Origin of the sequence: Mycolicibacterium mageritense, assembly GCF_010727475.1 — a bacterium.
GTDB classification, from domain to species: domain Bacteria; phylum Actinomycetota; class Actinomycetes; order Mycobacteriales; family Mycobacteriaceae; genus Mycobacterium; species Mycobacterium mageritense.
In genome coordinates this window covers 4,304,041-4,324,741 of record NZ_AP022567.1, presented here as the reverse complement: position 1 = coordinate 4,324,741, position 20,701 = coordinate 4,304,041, and the positions used below count along the sequence as shown (strand labels likewise).

25 protein-coding genes and 3 tRNA genes are annotated in these 20,701 nt (G+C 66.5%); 13 read left to right on the top strand and 15 right to left on the bottom strand.

Translation table 11 applies throughout. The features are described from left to right. Positions 1-121 precede the first annotated feature (121 nt). From G6N67_RS20755 to G6N67_RS20730, 6 genes are all read left to right on the top strand, one after another. A complete protein-coding gene (locus G6N67_RS20755; protein ID WP_036429220.1) occupies positions 122-1,483 on the top strand; it encodes an ABC1 kinase family protein in 1,362 nt (453 codons plus the stop codon). Beyond that, the gene (locus tag G6N67_RS20750; protein WP_036429221.1) at positions 1,484-2,389 is read left to right on the top strand and encodes an alpha/beta fold hydrolase; all 906 of its coding nucleotides are present in this window, start codon (positions 1,484-1,486) and stop codon (positions 2,387-2,389) included. 160 nt (positions 2,390-2,549) lie between these two features. Next, on the top strand, positions 2,550-3,422 hold the full coding sequence (locus G6N67_RS20745; protein WP_036429223.1) for a cyclopropane mycolic acid synthase family methyltransferase: 873 nt from the start codon (positions 2,550-2,552) through the stop codon (positions 3,420-3,422). Between the two features lie 197 nt (positions 3,423-3,619). Further along, on the top strand, positions 3,620-4,480 hold the full coding sequence (locus tag G6N67_RS20740) for a cyclopropane mycolic acid synthase family methyltransferase (protein ID WP_036429224.1): 861 nt from the start codon (positions 3,620-3,622) through the stop codon (positions 4,478-4,480). 93 nt (positions 4,481-4,573) lie between these two features. Beyond that, on the top strand, positions 4,574-5,269 hold the full coding sequence (locus tag G6N67_RS20735; protein ID WP_036429226.1) for a YciI family protein: 696 nt from the start codon (positions 4,574-4,576) through the stop codon (positions 5,267-5,269). Positions 5,270-5,275: 6 nt separating this feature from the next. Next, the gene (locus tag G6N67_RS20730; protein ID WP_036429228.1) at positions 5,276-6,499 is read left to right on the top strand and encodes an RNA polymerase sigma factor; all 1,224 of its coding nucleotides are present in this window, start codon (positions 5,276-5,278) and stop codon (positions 6,497-6,499) included. A 72-nt stretch (positions 6,500-6,571) separates the two neighbouring features. Here G6N67_RS20730 and rplA read toward each other — a convergent pair whose 3' ends face one another. The 13 genes from rplA to G6N67_RS20665 form a co-directional block, all read right to left on the bottom strand. Continuing rightward, complete coding sequence (gene rplA, locus G6N67_RS20725; RefSeq protein WP_036429230.1) at positions 6,572-7,279, bottom strand: 50S ribosomal protein L1; 708 nt, start codon at positions 7,277-7,279, stop codon at positions 6,572-6,574. A 72-nt stretch (positions 7,280-7,351) separates the two neighbouring features. Next, positions 7,352-7,780, bottom strand: a complete 429-nt coding sequence (gene rplK / locus G6N67_RS20720) for a 50S ribosomal protein L11 (RefSeq protein ID WP_003881829.1) — start codon at positions 7,778-7,780, stop codon at positions 7,352-7,354. Positions 7,781-7,846: 66 nt separating this feature from the next. Next, positions 7,847-8,668, bottom strand: a complete 822-nt coding sequence (gene nusG / locus G6N67_RS20715; protein ID WP_036429233.1) for a transcription termination/antitermination protein NusG — start codon at positions 8,666-8,668, stop codon at positions 7,847-7,849. Positions 8,669-8,693: 25 nt separating this feature from the next. Next, the gene (gene secE, locus G6N67_RS20710) at positions 8,694-9,140 is read right to left on the bottom strand and encodes a preprotein translocase subunit SecE (RefSeq protein ID WP_036434443.1); all 447 of its coding nucleotides are present in this window, start codon (positions 9,138-9,140) and stop codon (positions 8,694-8,696) included. A 69-nt stretch (positions 9,141-9,209) separates the two neighbouring features. Next, positions 9,210-9,282, bottom strand: a tRNA-Trp gene (locus G6N67_RS20705). Positions 9,283-9,467: 185 nt separating this feature from the next. After that, positions 9,468-9,977: a (3R)-hydroxyacyl-ACP dehydratase subunit HadC gene (gene hadC, locus G6N67_RS20700; RefSeq protein WP_036429234.1), complete on the bottom strand. Its 510-nt coding sequence runs from the start codon at positions 9,975-9,977 to the stop codon at positions 9,468-9,470. 13 nt (positions 9,978-9,990) lie between these two features. Next, positions 9,991-10,419 carry a (3R)-hydroxyacyl-ACP dehydratase subunit HadB gene (hadB, locus tag G6N67_RS20695; protein WP_036429236.1) on the bottom strand — a complete coding sequence of 143 codons (429 nt, stop codon included), beginning with the start codon at positions 10,417-10,419 and terminating at the stop codon, positions 9,991-9,993. Further along, a complete protein-coding gene (gene hadA / locus G6N67_RS20690; protein WP_036429238.1) occupies positions 10,406-10,882 on the bottom strand; it encodes a (3R)-hydroxyacyl-ACP dehydratase subunit HadA in 477 nt (158 codons plus the stop codon). The genes hadB and hadA overlap by 14 nt, the downstream gene beginning before the upstream one ends. 11 nt (positions 10,883-10,893) lie before the next feature. After that, positions 10,894-11,061 (bottom strand): 50S ribosomal protein L33, encoded by a 168-nt coding sequence (gene rpmG / locus G6N67_RS20685; RefSeq protein WP_023985310.1) that lies wholly within the window; start codon positions 11,059-11,061, stop codon positions 10,894-10,896. Between the two features lie 35 nt (positions 11,062-11,096). Continuing rightward, positions 11,097-11,170: transfer RNA gene (locus G6N67_RS20680), tRNA-Met, on the bottom strand. Between the two features lie 36 nt (positions 11,171-11,206). Continuing rightward, positions 11,207-11,279 (bottom strand) — tRNA-Thr (locus tag G6N67_RS20675). Positions 11,280-11,396: 117 nt separating this feature from the next. Next, positions 11,397-12,632, bottom strand: coding sequence for a globin domain-containing protein (locus G6N67_RS20670; protein WP_036429241.1), 1,236 nt, complete (start codon positions 12,630-12,632; stop codon positions 11,397-11,399). Between the two features lie 23 nt (positions 12,633-12,655). Then, entirely contained in the window at positions 12,656-13,090 is a 435-nt protein-coding gene (locus tag G6N67_RS20665) for an RrF2 family transcriptional regulator (protein ID WP_036429242.1), read from the bottom strand. A gap of 126 nt (positions 13,091-13,216) precedes the next feature. Here G6N67_RS20665 and G6N67_RS20660 point away from each other — a divergent pair, with 126 nt between their 5' ends. From G6N67_RS20660 to G6N67_RS20645, 4 genes are all read left to right on the top strand, one after another. Beyond that, the gene (locus tag G6N67_RS20660; protein WP_036429243.1) at positions 13,217-13,942 is read left to right on the top strand and encodes an MBL fold metallo-hydrolase; all 726 of its coding nucleotides are present in this window, start codon (positions 13,217-13,219) and stop codon (positions 13,940-13,942) included. A gap of 239 nt (positions 13,943-14,181) precedes the next feature. Continuing rightward, positions 14,182-15,171 carry a phospholipase effector Tle1 domain-containing protein gene (locus tag G6N67_RS20655; protein ID WP_036434446.1) on the top strand — a complete coding sequence of 330 codons (990 nt, stop codon included), beginning with the start codon at positions 14,182-14,184 and terminating at the stop codon, positions 15,169-15,171. A gap of 63 nt (positions 15,172-15,234) precedes the next feature. Continuing rightward, a complete protein-coding gene (locus tag G6N67_RS20650) occupies positions 15,235-16,095 on the top strand; it encodes a DUF8453 domain-containing protein (protein WP_230022102.1) in 861 nt (286 codons plus the stop codon). Positions 16,096-16,149: 54 nt separating this feature from the next. Further along, entirely contained in the window at positions 16,150-16,851 is a 702-nt protein-coding gene (locus tag G6N67_RS20645; protein ID WP_036429245.1) for a crotonase/enoyl-CoA hydratase family protein, read from the top strand. 6 nt (positions 16,852-16,857) lie between these two features. Here G6N67_RS20645 and G6N67_RS20640 read toward each other — a convergent pair whose 3' ends face one another. Continuing rightward, positions 16,858-17,625 (bottom strand): AraC family transcriptional regulator, encoded by a 768-nt coding sequence (locus G6N67_RS20640; protein ID WP_036429246.1) that lies wholly within the window; start codon positions 17,623-17,625, stop codon positions 16,858-16,860. An 85-nt stretch (positions 17,626-17,710) separates the two neighbouring features. Between G6N67_RS20640 and G6N67_RS20635 the strand changes: the two genes are divergently transcribed. The 3 genes from G6N67_RS20635 to G6N67_RS20625 are packed head-to-tail and all read left to right on the top strand — an operon-like array spanning position 17,711 to position 20,236. After that, complete coding sequence (locus G6N67_RS20635; RefSeq protein WP_036429248.1) at positions 17,711-18,505, top strand: sulfite exporter TauE/SafE family protein; 795 nt, start codon at positions 17,711-17,713, stop codon at positions 18,503-18,505. A 28-nt stretch (positions 18,506-18,533) separates the two neighbouring features. Further along, positions 18,534-19,016: a MarR family winged helix-turn-helix transcriptional regulator gene (locus G6N67_RS20630; protein ID WP_036429249.1), complete on the top strand. Its 483-nt coding sequence runs from the start codon at positions 18,534-18,536 to the stop codon at positions 19,014-19,016. Then, entirely contained in the window at positions 19,013-20,236 is a 1,224-nt protein-coding gene (locus G6N67_RS20625) for an MFS transporter (protein WP_036429250.1), read from the top strand. Before G6N67_RS20630 ends, G6N67_RS20625 begins: the two co-directional genes overlap by 4 nt. 1 nt (position 20,237) lies before the next feature. Here the strand turns inward: G6N67_RS20625 and cynS are convergent, their stop codons facing one another. Beyond that, on the bottom strand, positions 20,238-20,693 hold the full coding sequence (cynS, locus tag G6N67_RS20620) for a cyanase (RefSeq protein WP_456152578.1): 456 nt from the start codon (positions 20,691-20,693) through the stop codon (positions 20,238-20,240). Positions 20,694-20,701: the final 8 nt, after the last annotated feature.

Below are 20,701 nucleotides of genomic sequence, written 5' to 3'. Positions count from 1 at the left end.
CGCACAACCCCTGCTGACCGGCGATCTTCAGGTTGTGCGCATGGTGGTCAGCGGACGGGTGCGGTGTGATACCCGGCACACCCATTTTTGGCAGTACCGGCGGTTTTGAGACACTGCGGTAATGAGCACTCCGCCGAAATCCAAGCAACGCGAGGGCGCCAAGCTGGATCGGGTGCCGCTGCCGGTCGAGGCCGCCCGCATCGGTGCGACGGGCTGGCAGATCACCCGTACCGGCGCCCGGGTCGTCACCAACATCCTCGGGAAGGGCTCCCTGCAGCAAAAGATCATCAAGCAGGTGCCCCAGACGTTCTCCGACCTCGGACCCACCTACGTCAAGTTCGGCCAGATCATCGCGTCCAGCCCCGGGGCCTTCGGTGAGCCGTTGAGCCGCGAATTCCGCAGCCTGCTGGACCGCGTGCCGCCCGCCGACACAGACGCCGTGCACAAGCTCTTCAAGGAAGAACTCGGCGACGATCCGCAGAACCTGTTCAAGTCGTTCGACGACAAGCCGTTCGCGTCGGCCTCGATCGCCCAGGTGCACTACGCCACGTTGCACTCCGGCGAGGAGGTCGTGGTCAAGATCCAGCGGCCCGGGATCCGCCGCCGCGTCGCCGCGGACCTGCAGATCCTCAAGCGCGGCGCGCAGATCGTCGAACTCGCCAAGCTGGGCCGGCGGCTGTCCGCGCAGGACGTGGTCGCCGACTTCGCCGACAACCTGGCCGAGGAGCTGGACTTCCGCCTCGAGGCGCAGTCGATGGACGCGTGGGTTTCGCATATGCACGCGTCCCCGCTGGGGGCGAACATCCGGGTGCCACAGGTGTACTGGGACCTGACCAGCCAGCGTGTGCTGACCATGGAGCGGGTACAGGGCATCCGCATCGACGATGTGGCCGCCATCCGCAAGGCCGGGTTCGACGGCACCGAGTTGGTCAAGGCCCTGCTGTTCAGTGTTTTCGAGGGTGGGCTCAAGCACGGCCTGTTCCACGGCGACCTGCACGCCGGCAACCTGTATGTCGACCACGACGGCAAGATCGTGTTCTTCGACTTCGGCATCATGGGCCGCATCGACCCGCGGACCCGCTGGCTGTTGCGCGAGCTCGTGTACGCGCTGCTGGTCAAGAAGGACCATGCGGCGGCAGGCAAGATCGTGGTGCTCATGGGTGCGGTGGGCACGGTCAAGCCCGAGGGGCAGGCCGCCAAGGATCTCGAAGCGTTCGCTACGCCGCTGACCATGAAGTCGCTGGGCGACATGTCATACGCCGAAATCGGGAAACAGCTCTCAGCGCTCGCCGACGCCTACGACGTGAAGCTGCCCCGCGAACTCGTGCTGATCGGCAAACAATTCCTCTACGTCGAGCGCTACATGAAGCTGTTGGCGCCCAACTGGCAGATGATGAACGACCCGCAGCTCACCGGATACTTCGCCAATTTCATGGTGGACATCAGCCGCGAACACAAGGACATCGACGAGGTCGAAACGTAAATGGAAATTCGTACCGGCTACGCGAAGTCCGGCGATCTCGATCTGTATTACGAGGACATGGGCGACCCGAACAATCCCGCGGTCCTGCTGATCATGGGACTGGGTGCGCAATTGTTGCTGTGGCGCAACGGTTTCTGCGAGAAGCTCATCGACCAGGGCCTGCGGGTCATCCGGTACGACAACCGGGATGTGGGGCTGTCGAGCAAGTTGTCGGGCCAACGGGTCGACGCGCCGTTGTCGCTGCGGATGGCGCGGTCGTTCCTCGGCCTGCGCAGCCCCTCGGTGTACACCCTCGAGGACATCGCCGATGACGCTGCGGCACTACTGGATCACCTCGGCATCGACAGCGCGCACATCGTCGGCGGATCGATGGGCGGGATGATCGCGCAGGTTTTCGCGGCACAGCATTCCGCGCGCACCAAGACGCTCGCGGTGATCTTCTCGAGCAACAACCGGCCACTGCTGCCGCCCCCGGGGATCCGCCAGCTGATGTCGGTGATCACCGGGCCGCCGGCGAACTCGTCGCGAGATGCCATCATCGACAACGCCGTTCGGCTCAGCAAGCTCAACGGCAGCCCGGGCTATCCGACGCCGGAGGAGCAGATCCGCGCCGAGGCCGCCGAACTGTACGACCGGGCGTACTACCCTGCCGGCATCGCACGGCATTTTGCGGCCATCCTGGGCAGCGGCAGCCTTTTGCACCACGACCGGCGCATCACCGCGCCGACGGTGGTGATCCACGGTCTCGCGGACCGGCTGATGCGTCCGTACGGCGGGCGCGCGGTGGCCAAGGCGATCACCGGCGCGCGGCTCGTCCTGATCGACGGCATGGGCCACGAGCTACCCGAGCCGGTGTGGGACGAGGTCGTGGGTGAGCTCAAGACCAACTTCGCCGCCGCGGGATGAGGTGTGTGATAACGCAAAATCTCCCGCCTGCCTGCACGTTTGCCCACGAGCGGCAGCTGGGTAGCTGACTTTTCGCGGTCTACGCTGTGCCAGAGTCCGGGGGCGAGCTGGACCAATCCCGGTGTAGCGGCGCTCTCCGGTCGGCCCGGAAGGCAACGCCATGGCCAAACCACCGGAAAACCTCAAACCGCATTTCGAGAACGTTCAGGCACATTACGACCTGTCCGACGACTTCTTCGCACTGTTTCTCGACCCGAGCCGGACCTACAGCTGCGCATACTTCGAACGCGACGACATGTCGCTCGAAGAGGCCCAACTGGCCAAGATCGATCTGTCCCTGGGCAAGCTCGGCCTGGAGCCCGGCATGACGCTGCTCGACGTCGGATGTGGTTGGGGCGCAACGATGATGCGAGCGATCGAGCGTTACGACGTCAACGTCGTTGGCCTGACACTGAGCCGCAATCAACATGCGCACGTCGAGCAGGTGTTCGCGCAATCGGACAGCCCCCGCAGCAAGCGCGTGTTGCTCGCAGGCTGGGAGCAGTTCGACGAGCCCGTCGACCGAATCGTGTCGATCGGCGCGTTCGAGCACTTCGGCCACGAGCGCTACGAGGACTTCTTTCGCTTCGCGTACGAGGCGCTCCCCGACGACGGGGTCATGCTGCTGCACACCATCACCGGGCTGCATCCCCGGGAGGCGCACAGCCGGGGTATCCCGCTGACGTTCGAAGTGGCCCGGTTCATCCGGTTCATCGTCACCGAGATCTTCCCGGGCGGCCGGCTGCCGTCGATCGAGATGGTCGTCGAACACGCCGACCGCGCGGGATTCACGTTGACCCGCAGGCAATCGCTGCAGCTGCACTACGCGCGCACGCTCGATCTGTGGGCCGAGGCATTGGCCGCGCACCGTGACGAGGCCATCGCCATCCAGTCGGAAGAGGTCTACGACCGCTACATGCACTACCTGACGGGTTGCGCCAACAGCTTCCGGGTGGGCTACATCGACGTGAATCAGTTCACTTTGCAGAAGTAGCGCGTGTCGTTACTGCTTCGCTGCCGAATTTCGTGCTTTCGCAAGTTTCCGCAGGCCCCGGATGCGCCGCGAAGACCAGCTGGATCACCGATTGTTTGCCGTGGGGTTTGGTTGACAGTAGTCGAGGCCGACCGCCAGTTGGCTACGGTAGGCTGACCAATCGCGGGGAGAACTCTGAGGCTTGGAGCGTTTCGAATATGTCCAAATTGACACCGAAATATGAAGAACTGCAGTCGATCTACGACATTTCGAACGAATTCTACGAACTGTTTCTCGGCCCGACAATGGGCTACACCTGCGGGTACTTCGAACGCGAGGACATGACCGGCGACGAGGCCCAGATCGCCAAGTTCGACCTCGCGCTCGGCAAGCTCGGCCTTGAGCCCGGCATGACGCTGCTCGACATCGGCTGCGGCTGGGGCGCAGGCATGGCACGGGCCATCGAGAAGTACGACGTCAACGTCATCGGCCTGACCCTGTCGGGCGAGCAGCGCGAGTACGCGATCAACAAGCTCTCCAAGATCGAGACCGACCGCAATGTCGAGGTGCGGCTCCAGGGCTGGGAAGAGTTCACCGACAAGGTCGATCGCATCGTGTCGATCGGCGCGTTCGAGCATTTCGGATTCGAGCGTTACCCGGCGTTTTTCGAGACGGCCTACAACGCGCTGCCCGACGACGGCATCATGCTGCTGCACAACATCACGGGATTCGACCTTCGCCAGGGCCAGAAGCTCGGCCTGCACATGACGTTCGAGGATGCCCGGTTCGCCCGGTTCATCATGACCGAGATCTTCCCCGGTGGCCGGCTGCCCTCGGTGGAGATGGAGAAGGAAAAGGCCCTCGAAGCCGGGTTCAAGCTCACCCAGCTGCAGGAGATCGGCCCGCACTACGTGCGCACCCTCAAGATCTGGGCCGACGCGCTCGAGGCCCACAAGGACGAGGCCATCGCGATCCAGGGCCAAGAGGTCTACGACCGCTACGACAAGTACCTCAACGGCTGCCAGAAGTACTTCGCCTCGGGTCACATCAGCGTGCATCAGTTCACGCTGCAGAAGTAATTTTTCGCGGCCTGTCGGATCACGGCAACGTCGTTCGTCGGATAGGTAGAGAGTGGAACACAGGGTTCCGCTCACTGTCACCGGGAGACGACGATGCACTACTTCGCCTTGCTGATCAATCGCGAGCAGGCGCTCACCCCTGAGCAGGGTGCCGAAGAGATGACGGCATACCTGGCCTTCCACGCCAAGGCGGGGTCGGCGATCCGTGCGGGCGATGCCCTGACCCCCGCGGCGGGCGCGGTCCGGATCTCCGGCGGACCGGACAATCCGACGGTCACCGACGGCCCGTTCGCCGAGGGCGCCGAAGTCGCCGGGGGCTATTACGTATTCGAGGCGGACAACCTCGACGAGGCCCTCGCGCTCGCCCAGGACATCCCCGCCGCGAAGTACGGTGCCGTCGAGGTGTGGCCGATGGTGCACTGGCAGGCCCCCGAGCAGCCGCTGACCAACGACTGGCTGGCGCTGCTGCTGGAGCCACCGGAGAAGATCCACACCCCAGGCACCGACGAGTGGAATCAGCAGGCGGGCCAACACGTCGAACTCGCCAAGACCATCGGTGACCGAACGCTGGCGGGCGCGCCGCTGCATCCGCCGTCGACCGCGACGACGGTCCGGGTGCGCGACGGCCAGGTTTCGCTGACCGACGGTCCGTACGCCGAAGGTGCCGAGGTCGCCAACGGCTTCTACGTCCTGCGTGCGGCCGACCGCGACGAGGCGGTCAAACTGGCGTCGATGATTCCGGCTTCGGCGATCGAGGTGCGCCAGCTGTCCGGTATCGCCGGCCTCTGATTCTCTGTGGCCCAGCTGGACGGCGTCTTTCGGCGTGAGTGGGGACCGGCCGTCGCCGCGCTTGCGCGGTGGTCGGGCGATCTCTCGGTGGCCGAGGACGCCGTCCAGGAGGCCTGTGCGCAGGCGCTTCGGGTGTGGCCGTCCGAAGGCGTGCCCGCCAACCCCGGCGCGTGGCTGACCGCGGTGGCACGCAACCGGGCAACCGACCGGCTGCGCCGCGAATCCGCGCGCGGGGGAAAGGAATTGGCTGCGGTGTATGAGGAGGTGACGGCTCGTGGCGCGGGCGGCGAGCTGCACCAGGTGCGCGACGACGAACTCCGGATGATGTTCACGTGCGCCCACCCCGCCCTGGACCGCGCGTCGCAGCTCGCGTTGACCCTGCGGCTCATCTCCGGCCTCACGGTCACCGAGATCGCCCGGGCGCTGCTGCAGTCCGAGGCCGCGGTAGGTCAGCGAATCACGCGGGCCAAGAACAAGATTCGCAAGGCCAACATCCCGCTGCGGGTGCCGCCGGCCGAGCTGTTGCCGGAGCGCACACCGCACGTGCTCGCGTGCATCTACTCGGTGTTCACCGAAGGCTATTGGTCCACCGCGGGGCCGTCGGCGATCCGGGACGAGTTGTGCGACGAGGGCGTGCGGTTGGCCGGCGAACTGTGCGCGCTGATGCCCGATGACGCTGACGCACACGCGCTTTCCGCCCTTGTGCTGCTGCACGATTCGCGGCGGCAGACCCGGGTCGACGACAGCGGGGCGCTGGTACCGCTCGACGAACAGAACCGCGCCCGCTGGGACCGCGGCCGGATCGCCCGCGGCCTGGAGCAGTTGCGGCTCGCCGAGGCGGCACCGGGCCCGTACCTGCCGCAGGCGGTGATCGCGGCGCTGCACGCCACCGCACCCACCTGGCAGCACACCGATTGGGCCACCATATGTCTGGCCTACGATCGGCTGCTGAGCATCACCGAGTCACCCGTGGTGCGCGCCAACCGCGCGATGGCCATCGGCTTCCGCGACGGGTTCGGGGCGGGCCTGGCGGCTCTCGACGAGATCGCCGACGATCCACGGCTGGCGCGGACCAACACCGTCGCCACGATCCGGGCGGATCTGTTGCGCCGCGCCGGCCGGCCCCAGGAAGCCGTGCGGTGGTACCGCGTCGCGCTCGGCAACGCCAACGTGTCGGAACCGTCGGCCGCCTTCCTGCGGCGCCGTATCGCCGAATGTGTCACCTCTTGACGCCGAGCAGACGCAAAAGTGCCCCAAATCAATGGATTTGGGGCACTTTCACGTCTGCTCGCGCAGGAAGGGCTACGCCTCGGTGAAGTTCCGGGTCACCGCCGGGTCAACCGGGATGCCCGGGCCCGTGGTGGTGGAGACGGTCACCTTCTTGAGGTAACGGCCCTTCGACGACGAGGGCTTGGCACGCAGCACCTCGTCGAGCGCGGCTCCGTAGTTCTCGGCCAGCTTGGCCTCGTCGAACGACGCCTTGCCGATCACGAAGTGCAGGTTGGCCTGCTTGTCGACGCGGAAGTTGATCTTGCCGCCCTTGATGTCGGCGACGGCCTTCGCGACGTCCGGAGTGACGGTGCCGGTCTTGGGGTTCGGCATCAGCCCGCGCGGGCCCAGCACGCGAGCGATCCGGCCGACCTTGGCCATCTGATCCGGGGTGGCGATCGCGGCGTCGAAGTCCAGGAAGCCGCCCTGGATCTTCTCGATCAGGTCGTCGCTGCCCACCACGTCAGCGCCGGCGGCGATGGCCTGCTCGGCCTTCTCCCCCACGGCGAACACCGCGACGCGCGCGGTCTTACCGGTGCCGTGCGGCAGGTTGACGGTGCCGCGGACCATCTGGTCCGCCTTGCGGGGGTCGACGCCCAGGCGGATGGCCACCTCGACGGTGGCGTCCTGCTTCTTCGACGACGTTTCCTTGGCCAGCTTCGCGGCCTCCAGCGGCGTGTAGAGCTTGTCCCTGTCGACCTTCTCGGCCGCTTCGCGATATGCCTTGCTGTTCTTGCTCATTGAAAATCCAATCGTGTCTGTTGGAGTCGTGGTTCCCGAGCCGATGCCAGCTCTCCCACGCTTTCCGGAGTCTTACTCGACGGTGATGCCCATCGACCGGGCGGTGCCGGCGATGATCTTCGACGCAGCGTCGATGTCGTTGGCGTTGAGATCGGCCTTCTTGGTCTCGGCGATCTCGCGCACCTGGTCCCAGGTCACCTTGGCGACCTTGGTCTTGTGCGGCTCGCCCGAGCCCTTCTGCACACCAGCGGCCTTGAGCAGCAGCTTGGCGGCGGGCGGGGTCTTGAGGGCGAACGTGAAGCTGCGATCCTCGTAGACGGTGATCTCCACGGGGATGACGTTGCCGCGCTGCGACTCCGTCGCGGCGTTGTACGCCTTGCAGAACTCCATGATGTTGACGCCGTGCTGACCAAGCGCAGGGCCAACCGGCGGGGCAGGGTTGGCCTGCCCGGCCTGGATCTGCAGCTTGATGAGCCCGGCGACCTTCTTCTTCGGGGCCATGCTGTGGTGTTCCTTACTCGCTTATCCGAGGGCGCGTGCCGCGCCCGCTGTTCTAGTCGTTACCGACTAAATCTTGGCGACCTGGGTGAAGGTCAGTTCGACAGGTGTTTCGCGGCCGAAGATCGACACCAGCACCTTGAGCTTCTGCTGCTCGGCGTTGACCTCGCTGATGGAGGCGGGCAGCGTCGCGAACGGACCGTCCATGACGGTGACGGATTCGCCGACCTCGAAATCGACCAGGATCTCCGGACGTTCCAGCGTGGCCTCGGTGGAGGCGGCGGCAGCTGCGGCCGGCGTCTTGCCTGCCGCGGCCTTCTTGGCCGCACCCTGCGGGAGCAGGAACTTCACCACGTCGTCGAGGGACAACGGCGAGGGCCGCGACGTCGCGCCGACGAACCCCGTGACACCAGGGGTGTTGCGGACGGCGCCCCACGACTCGTCGTTGAGCTCCATGCGCACCAGGATGTAGCCGGGCAGCACCTTGCGGTTGACCTGCTTGCGCTGGCCGTTCTTGATCTCGGTGACCTCTTCGGTGGGCACCTCGACCTGGAAGATGTAGTCACCGACGTCGAGGTTCTGCACGCGGGTCTCGAGGTTGGCTTTCACCTTGTTCTCGTAGCCGGCGTAGGAGTGGATGACGTACCAGTCGCCGGGCTTGAGCCGCAGCTCCTTCTTCAGCGCGACGGCCGGATCCTCGTCTTCGGCCGGAGCTTCTTCAGCAGAAGGTGCTTCCTCGGCGACAGGCGCCTCTTCGGCACCGTCAGCCACGGGCGTCTCGTCGGCGGCTGTCGTCTCGTCGGTCGCCTCGGCCTCGGCGGTCTCCGACGGGGCGGCGTCGACGTCGACAGTCTCGTCGGCGAGTGTCTCATCGCCGTCGAACGTGGTCACGTTGTCAGTCCTCTCTCAGTTCCGGTCAGGTGCCGAACACCAGTGACACCAGCTTCGCCAAGCCGAAGTCGACACCGGAGATCAGCGCCACCATGAAGGCCAGGAATGCCAGCACCACGGTGGTGTAGGTGACCATCTGCTTGCGGTTCGGCCAGATCACCTTCCGGAGTTCGGCAACTACCTGCTTGAGGTAGTTGATGACGAACAGGATCGGATTGCGGGACGGCCCGCTGGCGGCCTTCTTGGTCTTCTTGGACTTGCCGGAGCCGTCCTTGCCCGCATCGGCTGAATCCGAGGCCTCGGCCTCGTCACCGCTGTCGGTTTCCCCGCTGTCGGCGCCGCCGGCGCGGCGCGACCGCTTGCCGGTCGGGCGCAGCGGCCGGGTCACCACCGCGGTCTGACCGTGGGTATCCGCGCCAGCGTCGGTGCCAGTGTCGTCTGCGGAGCCGGCACCTTCGCGCTCGTCGCTCACCGCATGCCTTTCATCCTGGTTTGTGTGGTCACCTTCCAGTGTCCACACGCTGTCGAGTATTCAGTTGAGCAGGGGCGACAGGACTTGAACCTGCAACCTGCGGTTTTGGAGACCGCTGCTCTGCCAGTTGAGCTACGCCCCTCTAGTGTGACGACATTGGCTCACCGTCGTCACGTCCTGCGTCCGGGGCTTACACAATTCGCGCGCTCCCCGTCTACTCGACAAAGCCGACGGAAGCGCGCTGAAATGGGAAAAACCCCGAGTGCCGAGTGTACCCCGGCGTGGGTGTCAGTTACTAATCGCGCTGACTATTCGCCCTCTCCACCGTTACTCTCCGGCGGCCCTGCGCATGACCTTGCCGGTCTCGGGATCCCACTTGACCTGGATCGAGTTGTCGCCTTCGTGCCCCATCATCGTGGTGTAGGCCTCGAGCACCATCTCGCCGTCGTCGTCCGTGCAGATGTTGCGGGTGACGACGATGTCGGCGCCGAACCGCTCGTCGACGGACTGGATCTCCATGACCGCGTGCAGCTGGTCGCCTGCCTTGAGCGGCCGGTGATAGATGAACTTCTGGTCGACCTGGACGATCTGCATGGTCTCCATGCCGACGTCGACGTGCTTGAAGAAGTGCTCTTGCACCAACAGCGCGAGTGTGGAGGCGAAGGTCAGCGGCGCGATCACGGCGTCGTGGCCGAGTTCGGCGGCGGCGGCTTCGTCGTGGCTGGCCGGATCCCAGGCTTTGACGGCCTTCGCGTACTGGCGAACCTGCTCACGGCCGATCAGGAACGGATCCGGATACTTCCAGACCATTCCCCTGATATCGGTTTTGAGCGCCATGGCTCAGACCTCCCTAAGCGAGTTTCGCGGTGGCGACGGCACGCCCGAAGATCTTCTTACCGCCTGCGGTGGCCGAGATGGCGATGGTGACCAGCTTGTCCTCGGGATCGACGGACTTGATCCGGCCGTTGAAGGTGATCTCGGCGCCGACACCGTCGTTGGGCACGGGGACCACCGCGGTGAACCGGACGTTGTATTCCTTGACCGCCGCCGGGTCGCCCACCCACGAGGTGACGTAGCCGCCGCCGAGGCCCATGGTCAGCATGCCGTGGGCGATCGCGGTATCGAGACCGACCTGCTTGGCGATCTCGTCGTCCCAGTGGATCGGGTTGAGGTCGCCGGACACGCCGGCGTAGTTGACCAGATCCGCACGGGTGAGCGGGATGACCTTCTCCGGAAGGGTGTCACCGACCTTGACCGAATCGAATTCACGCAGAGCCATCAGAAAAGCCCTCTCCATCTTCGCCCGTACGGCCCGCCAAGGTCGTATAGGACTCCTGCACCTCATCACCGGAGCTGTCGGTGATGATGGTCTTCATCACGATCAGATCGGTGCCGTGCGCCTGCCGAACCGAATCCACGTAGACGTCTGCGTACAACTTGTCGCCCGCGAAGATGGGCTTGCGGTACACGAACTTCTGGTCGACCTGGACGATCTGGGCGTCCTGGATGCCGATCTTGGCGTACTCGAAGAAGGCTGACTGCGCCTGGTAACCGAAGATGCAGCTGAAGGTCAGCGGCGCAGGCAGCGAATCGTGTCCGAGCGCGCCGGCGACCTTCTCGTCATGGTGGTACGCGTCGTCGTTCTTGACGGCGACTGCGTGCTCACGGATTTTCTCGCGACCAACCTCGTAATGCTCAGGATGCCGGTAGTGCATCCCGACGATGTTCGACGAAAGAGCCACTGGCGCTGGGCTTACCGCGACTCTTTGTGCGGCTGGTGGTGACCGCAGTTCGGGCAGAACTTCTTGATCTCGAGGCGATCGGGATCGTTGCGGCGGTTCTTCTTCGTGATGTAGTTGCGGTGCTTGCACACCTCGCAGGCCAAAGTGATCTTCGGCCGAACGTCCGTACTCGACGCCACGTCAGCTGCCCTCTTTCACGTAATTCTTGTCCCTGTAGCGGTGGGGGGGCTCGATCCCCCGACCTCACGATTATGAGTCGTGCGCTCTAACCAGCTGAGCTACACCGCCATGATGGCGCCGCCGCCTTCAGCCCGGCGACCACCGAGCCCCCTAACGGAATCGAACCGTTGACCTTTTCCTTACCATGGAAACGCTCTGCCGACTGAGCTAAGGGGGCCTGCCTACTTCGGCCCGCGGCGTTAGCCGTGGGCCTTAAAGAGGGTACAGCCTACTCAGCAGCCGCACCAAACCGCTGGTCAGCACGGCTGCCGAGAGGCTTTCTAGCAGGCAGGACTCAATCGAGCAGCCAGTCGTTGGGCGAGAACAGCTCGCAGTGCACGCGCTCGGCGGCGATGCCGCGCTCGACCAGTTGGGTGCGTACGGCCTGTACGAAACCGGCCCCGCCGCACAGGTAGACCTGCGCATCGTCGGGCACGTCGACACCGGAGAGGTTCATCAGCCCCGGATGCACGCCCGGGGTGCGCGCGGTGACGCCGTCCTCGTACCAGACGTCGAGGCTCGCGTTGGGCAGCGCGGCGATCAGCTCGTGCTGACGCTCCCGCAGCGGATGCGTGGTGTCGCTGCGGTCGGCGTGCAGCACCTGCACGCGGGTGTCGGGTTGCTCGGCGGCCAGCGCCTCGAGGATGCCGACCATCGGCGTGACCCCGACGCCCGCGGACGCCAGGACCAACGGCTGACCGGCCAGGCGCGCGGGGTGCAGATCACCGAACGGCAGCGTGACGTCGAGCAGGTCACCGACGCACAGGTTGGCGCGGATCCAGTTCGACACCTCCCCCGCCGGCGCGTCCGCCGTCGCGTCGACCGGCTTGACCGCGAACGTCAGCCGATCGGTCCCGCTCACGCTCACGAGGCTGTACTGGCGCAGCTGCCGTGCGCCGTCGGGCAGCGTCACACCCACCGAGACATACTGGCCGGGAAGGAATTTCGTCGGACCGTCGGTCGCGACGGTGACCAGCACGGCGCCTGACGGATCGTCGACCCGCGACGTGACCCGCAGCCGCCGGTAGACGTCCCCCGGCTCCACCCCCGCCGACGCGTAGAGGTCACGCTCCAGCGCGATGAGGGTTTCGGCCATGATCCAGTAGACGCGGTCCCACGCCTCGGCCACCTCGGCGGTGACAGTCTCGGCGCCAAGCACTTTCACGATCGCCGCGAACAGGTGCTCGTGCACGATCGGGTACTGCTCGGCCGTGACGCCAAGCGACGCGTGCTTGTGCCCGATCCGCGACAGCAGCTCGGCCGGATGCGGCAGGTCCGGATCGACCAGGTGCGTCGCGAACGTCGCGATCGAAGCGGCCAGCGCGCGCTGCTGGGCGCCTTGGGCCTGGTTGCCGCGGTTGAACAGGTTGCGCAGCAGTTCGGGGTGATTGCCGAACAGGCCTTGGTAGAACTCCCTGGTGATGTCGTCGATGCGCGAGGCGATCAGCGGCAGGGTCGCCGATACGACGTCGGCGTGCCGCTTGTCGAGTTCCCCTGCCGCGACGGCTGTTTCGGGTTTTCTTACGGGCATCGGTGGGTTCCTTTCGCTGGTGTTCACAACAGATTTGTCGCGATGACGGTGATGCTCGGGTTCCGGGCCAGGTCGGCGACGGTGTACTTGTCGAGCTGGGCGTAGAAGGCCTCCTTGGCCTCGGCCAGGGCGCGTCGCAGGCGGCAGCCGGCGATCAGCGGGCACGGGTTGTCGCCATCGCAGTCGATGACCTCGCGGTCGCCCTCGAGCTGACGCACGAGCCAGCCGATCGATGCATGGCGGCCGTCCTCGGTCAGCGTGAGGCCGCCGATCCGGCCACGCCGGGCTTGCACGAGGCCGAGTTCGGACAGCCGCGACACAGCCTTGGCGATGTGGTTGTCGGAGGCGCCCGCGCTGACGGCGATGGTGCGGGTGGTGACCCGCCGATCGTCGGACTCACCGGAGGCCAGCAGCATCATCGTGCGGATGCCCAGGTCGGTGAATCGGGTGAGGTGCATGAGGCCGACGTTAGTAATTCCGCATTTCGCATGCGACTTTTTTGCGTGTGCCCTTAAACACCCCGTGACGTGCGGTTTTTAGACCTGCGGGTTTGGCCGTCGAGCACCGCGCAATAGTCTTGGCGCATGGCTGAGCCCGCCGCTGACGACCGCTTGTACTTCCGCCAACTGCTGTCCGGCCGCGACTTCGCGGCGAGCGATCCGATCGCGCAGCAGATGCGCAACTTCGCCTATCTGATCGGTGATCGCGAGACCGGCGACACGCTCGTGGTCGACCCCGCGTACGCCGCGGGCGACCTGGTCGACACGCTCGAAGCCGACGGCATGCGGCTGTCGGGAGTGCTCGTCACCCACCACCACCCCGACCACGTCGGGGGCTCGATGATGGGCTTCGAACTCAAGGGCCTGGCCGAGCTGCTGGACCGTGTCGAGGTGCCCGTACACGTCAACACCCATGAGGCGGACTGGGTTTCGCGCGTCACCGGCATCCCGCTGAGCGACCTGACCCGCCATGACCACGGTGACAAGGTCGGTGCGGGCAACGTGGAGATCGAACTGCTGCACACGCCCGGTCACACACCGGGCAGCCAGTGCTTTCTGCTGGACGGCCGGCTGGTGGCCGGCGACACCCTGTTCCTCGACGGCTGCGGCCGTACGGACTTTCCTGGCGGCAATGTCGACGACATGTTCCGGAGCCTGCAGGCGCTCGCGCAGCTGCCCGGGGATCCGACGGTGTTTCCCGGGCACTGGTATTCGACCGACCCGAGCGCACCGCTCGAGACGGTCAAACGCAGCAACTACGTCTACCGGGCGTCGAATCTTGACCAGTGGCGCATGTTGATGGGCGGTTAACGGGCCACAAAAGCACGTCAAAACTGCACATCGGACCCCGGCAAGGGCTTTCGACGGACGGATTCCACCGTCTCCGCGGCGCATAAACACGGATTTCGTACGTAATGAACTTGCGTACTCAAGAATCCGTCAAATTGACTGATTCGAGTAGTGCAATACTCAGGACATCGACGCGCGTGCCCGGCAAACTGTTTTACCAGGTTTTCCTATCAGTCTTTGTCACCCTGCCGGGGGTCGTCGTGAAAAATATCGTGCTGTGCTTCGACCACACAGATGAGCGTCCAGGGCCGCGCGACGCGACCAACATCCAGTCATTGTTCCGGTTGCTGGAATCGGGCCCGGAACAGGTCGGCTGGTACCACTCCGGAGCGTCCTCGCGGGCCGGCGCCCGCAAGCTGGGCCGACGTGATCAAGCCGCGGCCGGCGCCCGCGCCGCCGTGATCGAGGCATACCGATTCCTCGACGAATGCTGGGAGCCCGGCGACGAGATCTACCTGTTCGGTGGCTGGCACGGTGGCCACCGGGCCATCGAGTTGGCGGCCCTGCTCGGCACCGTCGGATTGATGCCCGAGTGTTCCGATGACCTGCTCGAGTACGCGTTGGCCACCTACGTGCTGCCGCGCACCCTGCGCAGCCCGCAGGACTGGGAACGGCTCAGCCAGTTGACCGCCGATTTGGCGGGCGAGCCCGAAATCGCAGTCCCCGTACGGTTTTTGGGGCTGTTCGACGCGCTGGGCATTCCCGGGACACGGCGCGAGGGCCGCCCGCTGACCAATGTCGACGCCGGGCGCCACGCGCTGCCCATCGACGGCGGACCGGCCCTGCGGCGCGACAGCGACCACATCGACGAGGTCTGGTTCCGCGGTGGACAGTGCGATATCGCCGGCGGCACCGGTGCCTGCTGGCCCCTTGCCGACATCGCGTTGGACTGGATGCTCGCGGGCGCGACCGAGGCCGGCCTGCTGCTGCACGACCGCACGTCATGCCCCAACGAGCTGGATGCCCTGGCCGGCACCGTCCCGACGCTGCGGCGCAGGCAGACACCCGTCGACGCGCACGTCCACGCCAGCGTCGAGATGTACGTGCGGGCGCACCCGCAATACTGGAAACGGCTGCCCGCACGCATCGAATGGGCCGATGTCGATTGGCTGGCCCGGGGCGAGCGTCTGCTGCACCGGCCCACCGAGGCGTTCGTCGAGCACGAGGTACTCACCGCAGCGGCATCTTGACTGGGCGCAGATTTGCTGTCAGCAACGGGTGTGAGCCCCTACCGTCCGTGATATAAGCACTTGGTGGGGACATTGACCGCGGGGTACAGCGAATCGATCACGGACCAAGGGCGCCAGTTGGCGAACTTCGACCCCGGCGCATGGACGGCGCTCGCGGCCTGGGTGGCGCTCATCGTGGTCATCGCCGCACTCATCTATGTGTGGCGCCAGTTCCTCAAGGCCAGAGAACGGCGTGCCGAGCTCACGCAGCCCAACGTCGCGATGTACATGGAGCCCAGCGGCGCCGACTGGCATCTGGTCGAACTCGTGGTGCGCAACTACGGTCAGCGGCCGGCCTACGGGCTGCGTTTCGAGTTCGCCAATCCGCCGACCGTCGGCAAGTACGAGAGCTCGTACGACGACAACTACGTCGACATCGCGCCGCTGAACCTGCCCGCGGAGATTCCCTATCTCGCGCCGTCGCAGGAGTGGCGGATCGTCTGGGATTCGGCGCTGGACCGCAAACAGCTCGGCGAGGCCATCGCGTCCCGTTTCGACGGCGCCATCACGTACTACGACCAGCCCAGCACGGGCGGCAAGTCCGCGGGCAAGAAGTTCCGCAACACCGCGGTGCTCGACTGGGCGACGTTGCCGCCCGTGGACCGCATGGAACTGCTCACCACGCATGACCGGGCCCGCCAGGAGAAACAGAAGCTCGAGCTCTTGCGTGCCGTGCTGGCCTACTACCAGTACGCGGCCAAGGAGACCGACGAGCAGGTGCTGCGCTCGGAGATCAACCGGATCCAGTCAATCGGGACCGAGGTGCGCGACCGGTGGAAGAGCCGTTACCACGCCACGGATGAAGACGACGACGACGACTATGACGACGAGGACGATCCCGAAACCGAGCTGATCGCCACGCGTGGGCGGCGCCACAAGGCCTGATCGCCCCGGACCTGACTGCTCCGGCCGATTTCGCCCCTCCGTACCATCAGTCCGATGAGCAGCCCGGTCAACTATTCGCGCGACGCGGCCGTCGCCACGATCACCCTCGACGACGGCAAGGTCAACGCGTTGTCACCGGCCATGCAGGCCGAGATCAATGCGGCGCTCGATCAGGCGACCGCCGACGGCGAAGTGAAGGCCGTCGTGCTGGCAGGCAATTCGAAGGTGTTCAGCGGCGGCTTCGACCTGAGCGTGTTCGCGTCGGGCGACACCGCGGCGACGCTGGGCATGCTTGCGGGTGGTTTCGAGCTCGCGGTGCGGTGCCTGACCTTTCCCGTGCCGGTGGTCATGGCCGCGACCGGGCCCGCGATCGCCATGGGGTCGTTCCTGCTGCTGTCGGGCGATCACCGCGTGGGTTCGCCCCGGTCGCGCTGCCAGGCCAACGAGGTGACCATCGGCATGACCCTGCCGATCGCCGCGATCGAGATCATGCGGATGCGGTTGACCCCGGCCGTTTTTCAGCGTGGTATCTCGACGGCCGCGACGTACGCGGGCGACGCCGCCATCGCCGGCGGCTGGCTCGACGAGATCGTCGAGTCGGAAGCGGTGCTGCCCCGCGCCCAGCAGGTGGCTGCCGAGATCGCGGCCACCGTGCACACCAACGCGCACGTCGGCTCCAAGCTCAAGGCCCGTGCGGCGGCCCTCGACGCGATCCGCGCCGGTATCGACGGCCTGGCTGCCGAGTTCGCGGGCTGAGGCCCGTCACCGTCCGCGCCGCAACGCATCCGGGGTCGATCCCGCGTTCTTGACGAACATCGCGGTGAAGGCCGCGGGGCTCGAATAGCCGAGTGCCGCCGCGGTGTGGGTCACGGAGTGTCCGGACGTGAGCAGCCGGATGGCGTGGACCAGGCACGCACGTTGGCGCCACTGCTGGAAGGTGAGCCCGGTCTGGGTTTTGAAGTGCCGCACGAACGTCCGTGTGCTGACCCCGAGGCCCGTGGCCCACTCGTGCGGCGCCACGCCGATGCCGGGGGACGCGGCGAAGGCTTCGCAGCGGGCGCGCAGAGCCTCGTCGGCGGGCATGGGCAATCCGAACGGCAGCGGGCTGACGGCCTCGATCTCGTGGAGCAGCAGGGTGACCAACGCGCTCTCGCGACCGTGCGGCGGGCGCTCGACAGGTAGGTCGACGGCCGCGATCAGGAGTTCGCGTAGCAGCGGCGACACGGCGACCACTTGGCACGACACCGGAAACCACGGCACCGCAACGGGTTCTAGGTAGAGGCTGCGGGTGCTGACACCATGCATCCGGACCTCGTGGTCGGTCTGCGGCGGAATCAGCACCGCGCGCTGCGGCGGTATCGTCCAGCTGCCGTCCGCGGTGTCGACCTGCATCGTGCCGGTGGCGCCGTAGAGCAGTTGAGCCCGTCGGTGCCGGTGCCGCGGCAGTACGTGGCCGGGCGGATAGTCGGTGGCGATGGCCAGCACCGCGCTGTCCAGGCCATCGACCAGGTCGATCGGAACGTTGCGCATGACCTTCCCCCTGTTGGCGTAACTTCGATGATCAATGGCGACTTGTCGATTGTGCGCCACCGGCCGGGCTCCCTAGCGTCGAGCCGTGACATCTTCTCTGCCACTTCTGTTCGGCGTGGGTGTGGTCAGCGGGGTGACCACGGTGTTGTTCGGATTCGGCGGTGGCTTCGTCACCGTCCCCGCCGTGTACCTCGCCACCCACGGTGGCGACATGCACGCCGCGGTCGCCACGTCGACGGCCGTCATGATCGTGAACTCAGGCCTGGCCACCCTCGACAGCGCGCGCCGCCACCGCATTCTGGCCCAATACCTGTGGCCCATGGCGCTTTTCATCGCGGCCGGAGCGGCGCTCGGCGCGTACGCCGCACTGTCCGCACCCGAGCGCCTGCTGCATTGGTTGTTCGTGGCGTACCTCGCGGTCACGATCGTGGATTGCCTCGCCCGGCGCGGATTCCTCTCCCGCCAGGCGGGCGATTCTGTCCCGCACGAGCTGACGCGGGCCGAGTCGACGCTCGGTGGCCTGCTCGTCGGGTTCGTGGCCAGCTTCCTCGGCGTCGGGGGCAGTGTGATGACCGTGCCGTTCCTGCGCCGCAAAGGCGCCGACATGGCCGGGGCGACGGCGACGGCCAATCCGCTGAGCCTGCCGGTCGCCCTGTGCGGCAGCGTCGTCTACGCCTCGATGGGCCCCGCGGCGTCCTCGCCCGGCCTGGTCGGGCACGTCAACTTCGCCGCAGGCGCGGCCCTGCTGGCCGGATCCCTGCCGACCATCACGATCATCCGACGCGCGCTCATGCTGCGCGCGATTCCCGACGCGGTGCACGCGGCGATGTACGTGGCGCTGCTCGGGGCTGTCCTGCTGCTGATGGCCGTGATCCGGTAGCCCACCCGCCACCGGGCAAGAAACATGTATGTGCTATGCATATATAGTGCCTGCGTCTCGTTACAACGATCTCGACGAACTGCTGGTACGGGTCCACACCGTGCGACAGCGGCCAGGCTGGCGGCGGCGCCTGATCGACGGCCAGGGCGCGGTGCCCAGCCTCTCGGCACTGCGTGTCCTGCGCGCCGTCGAACAACGCGAGAAGGCCGGGCAGGGCGCCTCGATCCGTGAGGTCGCCGACTACATGGCCGTCGAGCACTCCACGGCCAGCCGCAGCGTCACCAACGCGGTGACGGCCGGCTTCCTGACGAAAACCCTTGCCGCGGATGACCAGCGGCGCTGCGTCGTGGTGCTCACCGAACACGGCCGCCGAGCGCTGGCCGCGGTCACCGAGCGGCGCCGCGAACTCGTCGCGCAGACCGTGCGGGATTGGCCTGCCGACGACGTCGACACCCTGGTCGGCCTGCTGGAGCGGCTCGTCACCGACTTCGAACGCGGGGTCTGTTCGTGACGGCCGAGATCACCACCCGCCCCCGGGGCGCCCTGCGCCTCATGGTCGATCCGGTCTTCGGGGCGCTGTTCTGGGGCAAGATGTTCTCCGTCGTCGCGGTCTACACGCACGGCATCGTGGCGGCCATCGTGATCTACGGCGCCACCAACTCGGCGGTGATGGTGGGACTGGTCGGAGTCGCGCAGTTCCTCCCCCAGCTGATCCTCAGCCCGACGAGCGGCAAGTGGGCCGACACCGGCAACCCGGGACGGCAGATCCTGCTCGGCCGGGTCATGTGCATCCTGGGCTCAGGTTCGATCGCCGCGTGGCTGGCCGTCTCGGGCGATCTGGACGGCATGTCCGCGGTGACCCCGGTGCTCGTCGGGTCGACCTTGGTCGGCTTCGGTTTCGTCATCGGCGGCCCGGCCATGCAGTCGATCGTGCCCACCCTGATCCGTGACGGCGAACTGCCGACCGCGATGGCGCTCAACAGCATCCCGATGACCATCGGACGGATCCTCGGCCCGGCGATCGGCGCCTACCTCGCGGCGCACCTGGGGGCGGCCACGGGCTTCGCGATCAGCGCGGGCCTGCACCTGATCTTCGCCGTTTTCCTTGTGGTGGTGACGTTTCCGTCCCGCCCGAAGCTCAGCCCGGACACCGACTACCGGGTGCGGGCCGCCCTGCGGTACGTGTGGCGGGATCGTCCGCTGCTGCTCGCGTTGCTGGCCGTGAGCACCGTGGGCTTCGCGTCCGACCCCTCCATCACGCTGACGCCGTCGCTCGCCGAAGCACTCGGTGGCGGCACGCATCTGGTCGGTCTGCTGTCGGCGGCCTTCGGCGTCGGCGCCGCCATCGGCATGGTGGTGCTGGCCGTGCTGCGCGGACGGATCCCGTCGGCCCGGGTGTCCGCGATCGGGCTGTGGCTGCTGGTCATCGGATGCGGTCTGCTGGCGCTCGGCAGCGTCACCGCCATCGCGGTCACCGGCTTCGCCGTGGCGGGGCTCGGTTTCGGGTGGGCGATGACGGGTCTGAGCACCGTGGTGCAGGAACGCGCGCCCGAAGAACTACGCGGCCGCATCATGGCGCTGTGGCTCGTCGGCTTCGTCGGGTCGCGGCCGTTCGCCGCGGCCATCCTCGGCGGTGCCGCCGACATGTTCAGCGTCCGGATCGCGTTCCTGATCGCCGCGGTCCTGACCCTCGTGATCGCGATCGCGTGGCGGCCTGCCGCCACACGTTGAATCAGCCCTGCGCGGCGGTCCAGTCGTACGGCAGGAACTTTCCGTCGAACGTCACCACGACCCGGTCCCCCGCCGGGTGGGGCTTCTTGGCGATGTCGACGCTGAAGTTGATCGCGCTCATGATGCCGTCGCCGAACTGCTCGTGGATCAGCTCCTTGAGCGCCGGGCCGTACACCTGCAGCGCCTCGTAGAAGCGGTAGATCGTCGGGTCCGTGGGCACCGCGGTCGGCAGCCCGCCGCGCATCGGCACCGCGGCCAGCACGGGCACCACGTCCGGGTCGAGCCCGAGCATCTCGACCAGCACGGCGCCGTGCTCGGGCGGGATCGGGTGCTGGCCGAGCAGGGCCGCCGTGGTCCACACCACGGGGCGGCCGATCGCGTCGGCGAGCTGCTGCCAGCTCAGCCCTTTCGACAGCCGGGCCAACACGATCTCTTCGGTGATCTCATCTCTTGTCACGGCTCTCA

Excerpts from the sequence above, each read along its gene's own strand:
- G6N67_RS20755 (WP_036429220.1), top strand. The coding sequence starts at position 122 with ATGAGCACTCCGCCGAAATCCAAGCAACGCGAGGGCGCCAAGCTGGAT.
- G6N67_RS20750 (WP_036429221.1), top strand. The coding sequence starts at position 1,484 with ATGGAAATTCGTACCGGCTACGCGAAGTCCGGCGATCTCGATCTGTAT.
- G6N67_RS20745 (WP_036429223.1), top strand. The coding sequence starts at position 2,550 with ATGGCCAAACCACCGGAAAACCTCAAACCGCATTTCGAGAACGTTCAG.
- G6N67_RS20740 (WP_036429224.1), top strand. The coding sequence starts at position 3,620 with ATGTCCAAATTGACACCGAAATATGAAGAACTGCAGTCGATCTACGAC.
- G6N67_RS20735 (WP_036429226.1), top strand. The coding sequence starts at position 4,574 with ATGCACTACTTCGCCTTGCTGATCAATCGCGAGCAGGCGCTCACCCCT.
- rplA (WP_036429230.1), bottom strand. The coding sequence starts at position 7,279 with ATGAGCAAGAACAGCAAGGCATATCGCGAAGCGGCCGAGAAGGTCGAC.
- rplK (WP_003881829.1), bottom strand. The coding sequence starts at position 7,780 with ATGGCCCCGAAGAAGAAGGTCGCCGGGCTCATCAAGCTGCAGATCCAG.
- hadC (WP_036429234.1), bottom strand. The coding sequence starts at position 9,977 with ATGGCGCTCAAAACCGATATCAGGGGAATGGTCTGGAAGTATCCGGAT.
- hadB (WP_036429236.1), bottom strand. The coding sequence starts at position 10,419 with ATGGCTCTGCGTGAATTCGATTCGGTCAAGGTCGGTGACACCCTTCCG.
- G6N67_RS20670 (WP_036429241.1), bottom strand. The coding sequence starts at position 12,632 with ATGCCCGTAAGAAAACCCGAAACAGCCGTCGCGGCAGGGGAACTCGAC.
- G6N67_RS20665 (WP_036429242.1), bottom strand. The coding sequence starts at position 13,090 with ATGCACCTCACCCGATTCACCGACCTGGGCATCCGCACGATGATGCTG.
- G6N67_RS20660 (WP_036429243.1), top strand. The coding sequence starts at position 13,217 with ATGGCTGAGCCCGCCGCTGACGACCGCTTGTACTTCCGCCAACTGCTG.
- G6N67_RS20645 (WP_036429245.1), top strand. The coding sequence starts at position 16,150 with ATGAGCAGCCCGGTCAACTATTCGCGCGACGCGGCCGTCGCCACGATC.
- G6N67_RS20640 (WP_036429246.1), bottom strand. The coding sequence starts at position 17,625 with ATGCGCAACGTTCCGATCGACCTGGTCGATGGCCTGGACAGCGCGGTG.
- G6N67_RS20630 (WP_036429249.1), top strand. The coding sequence starts at position 18,534 with ATGTGCTATGCATATATAGTGCCTGCGTCTCGTTACAACGATCTCGAC.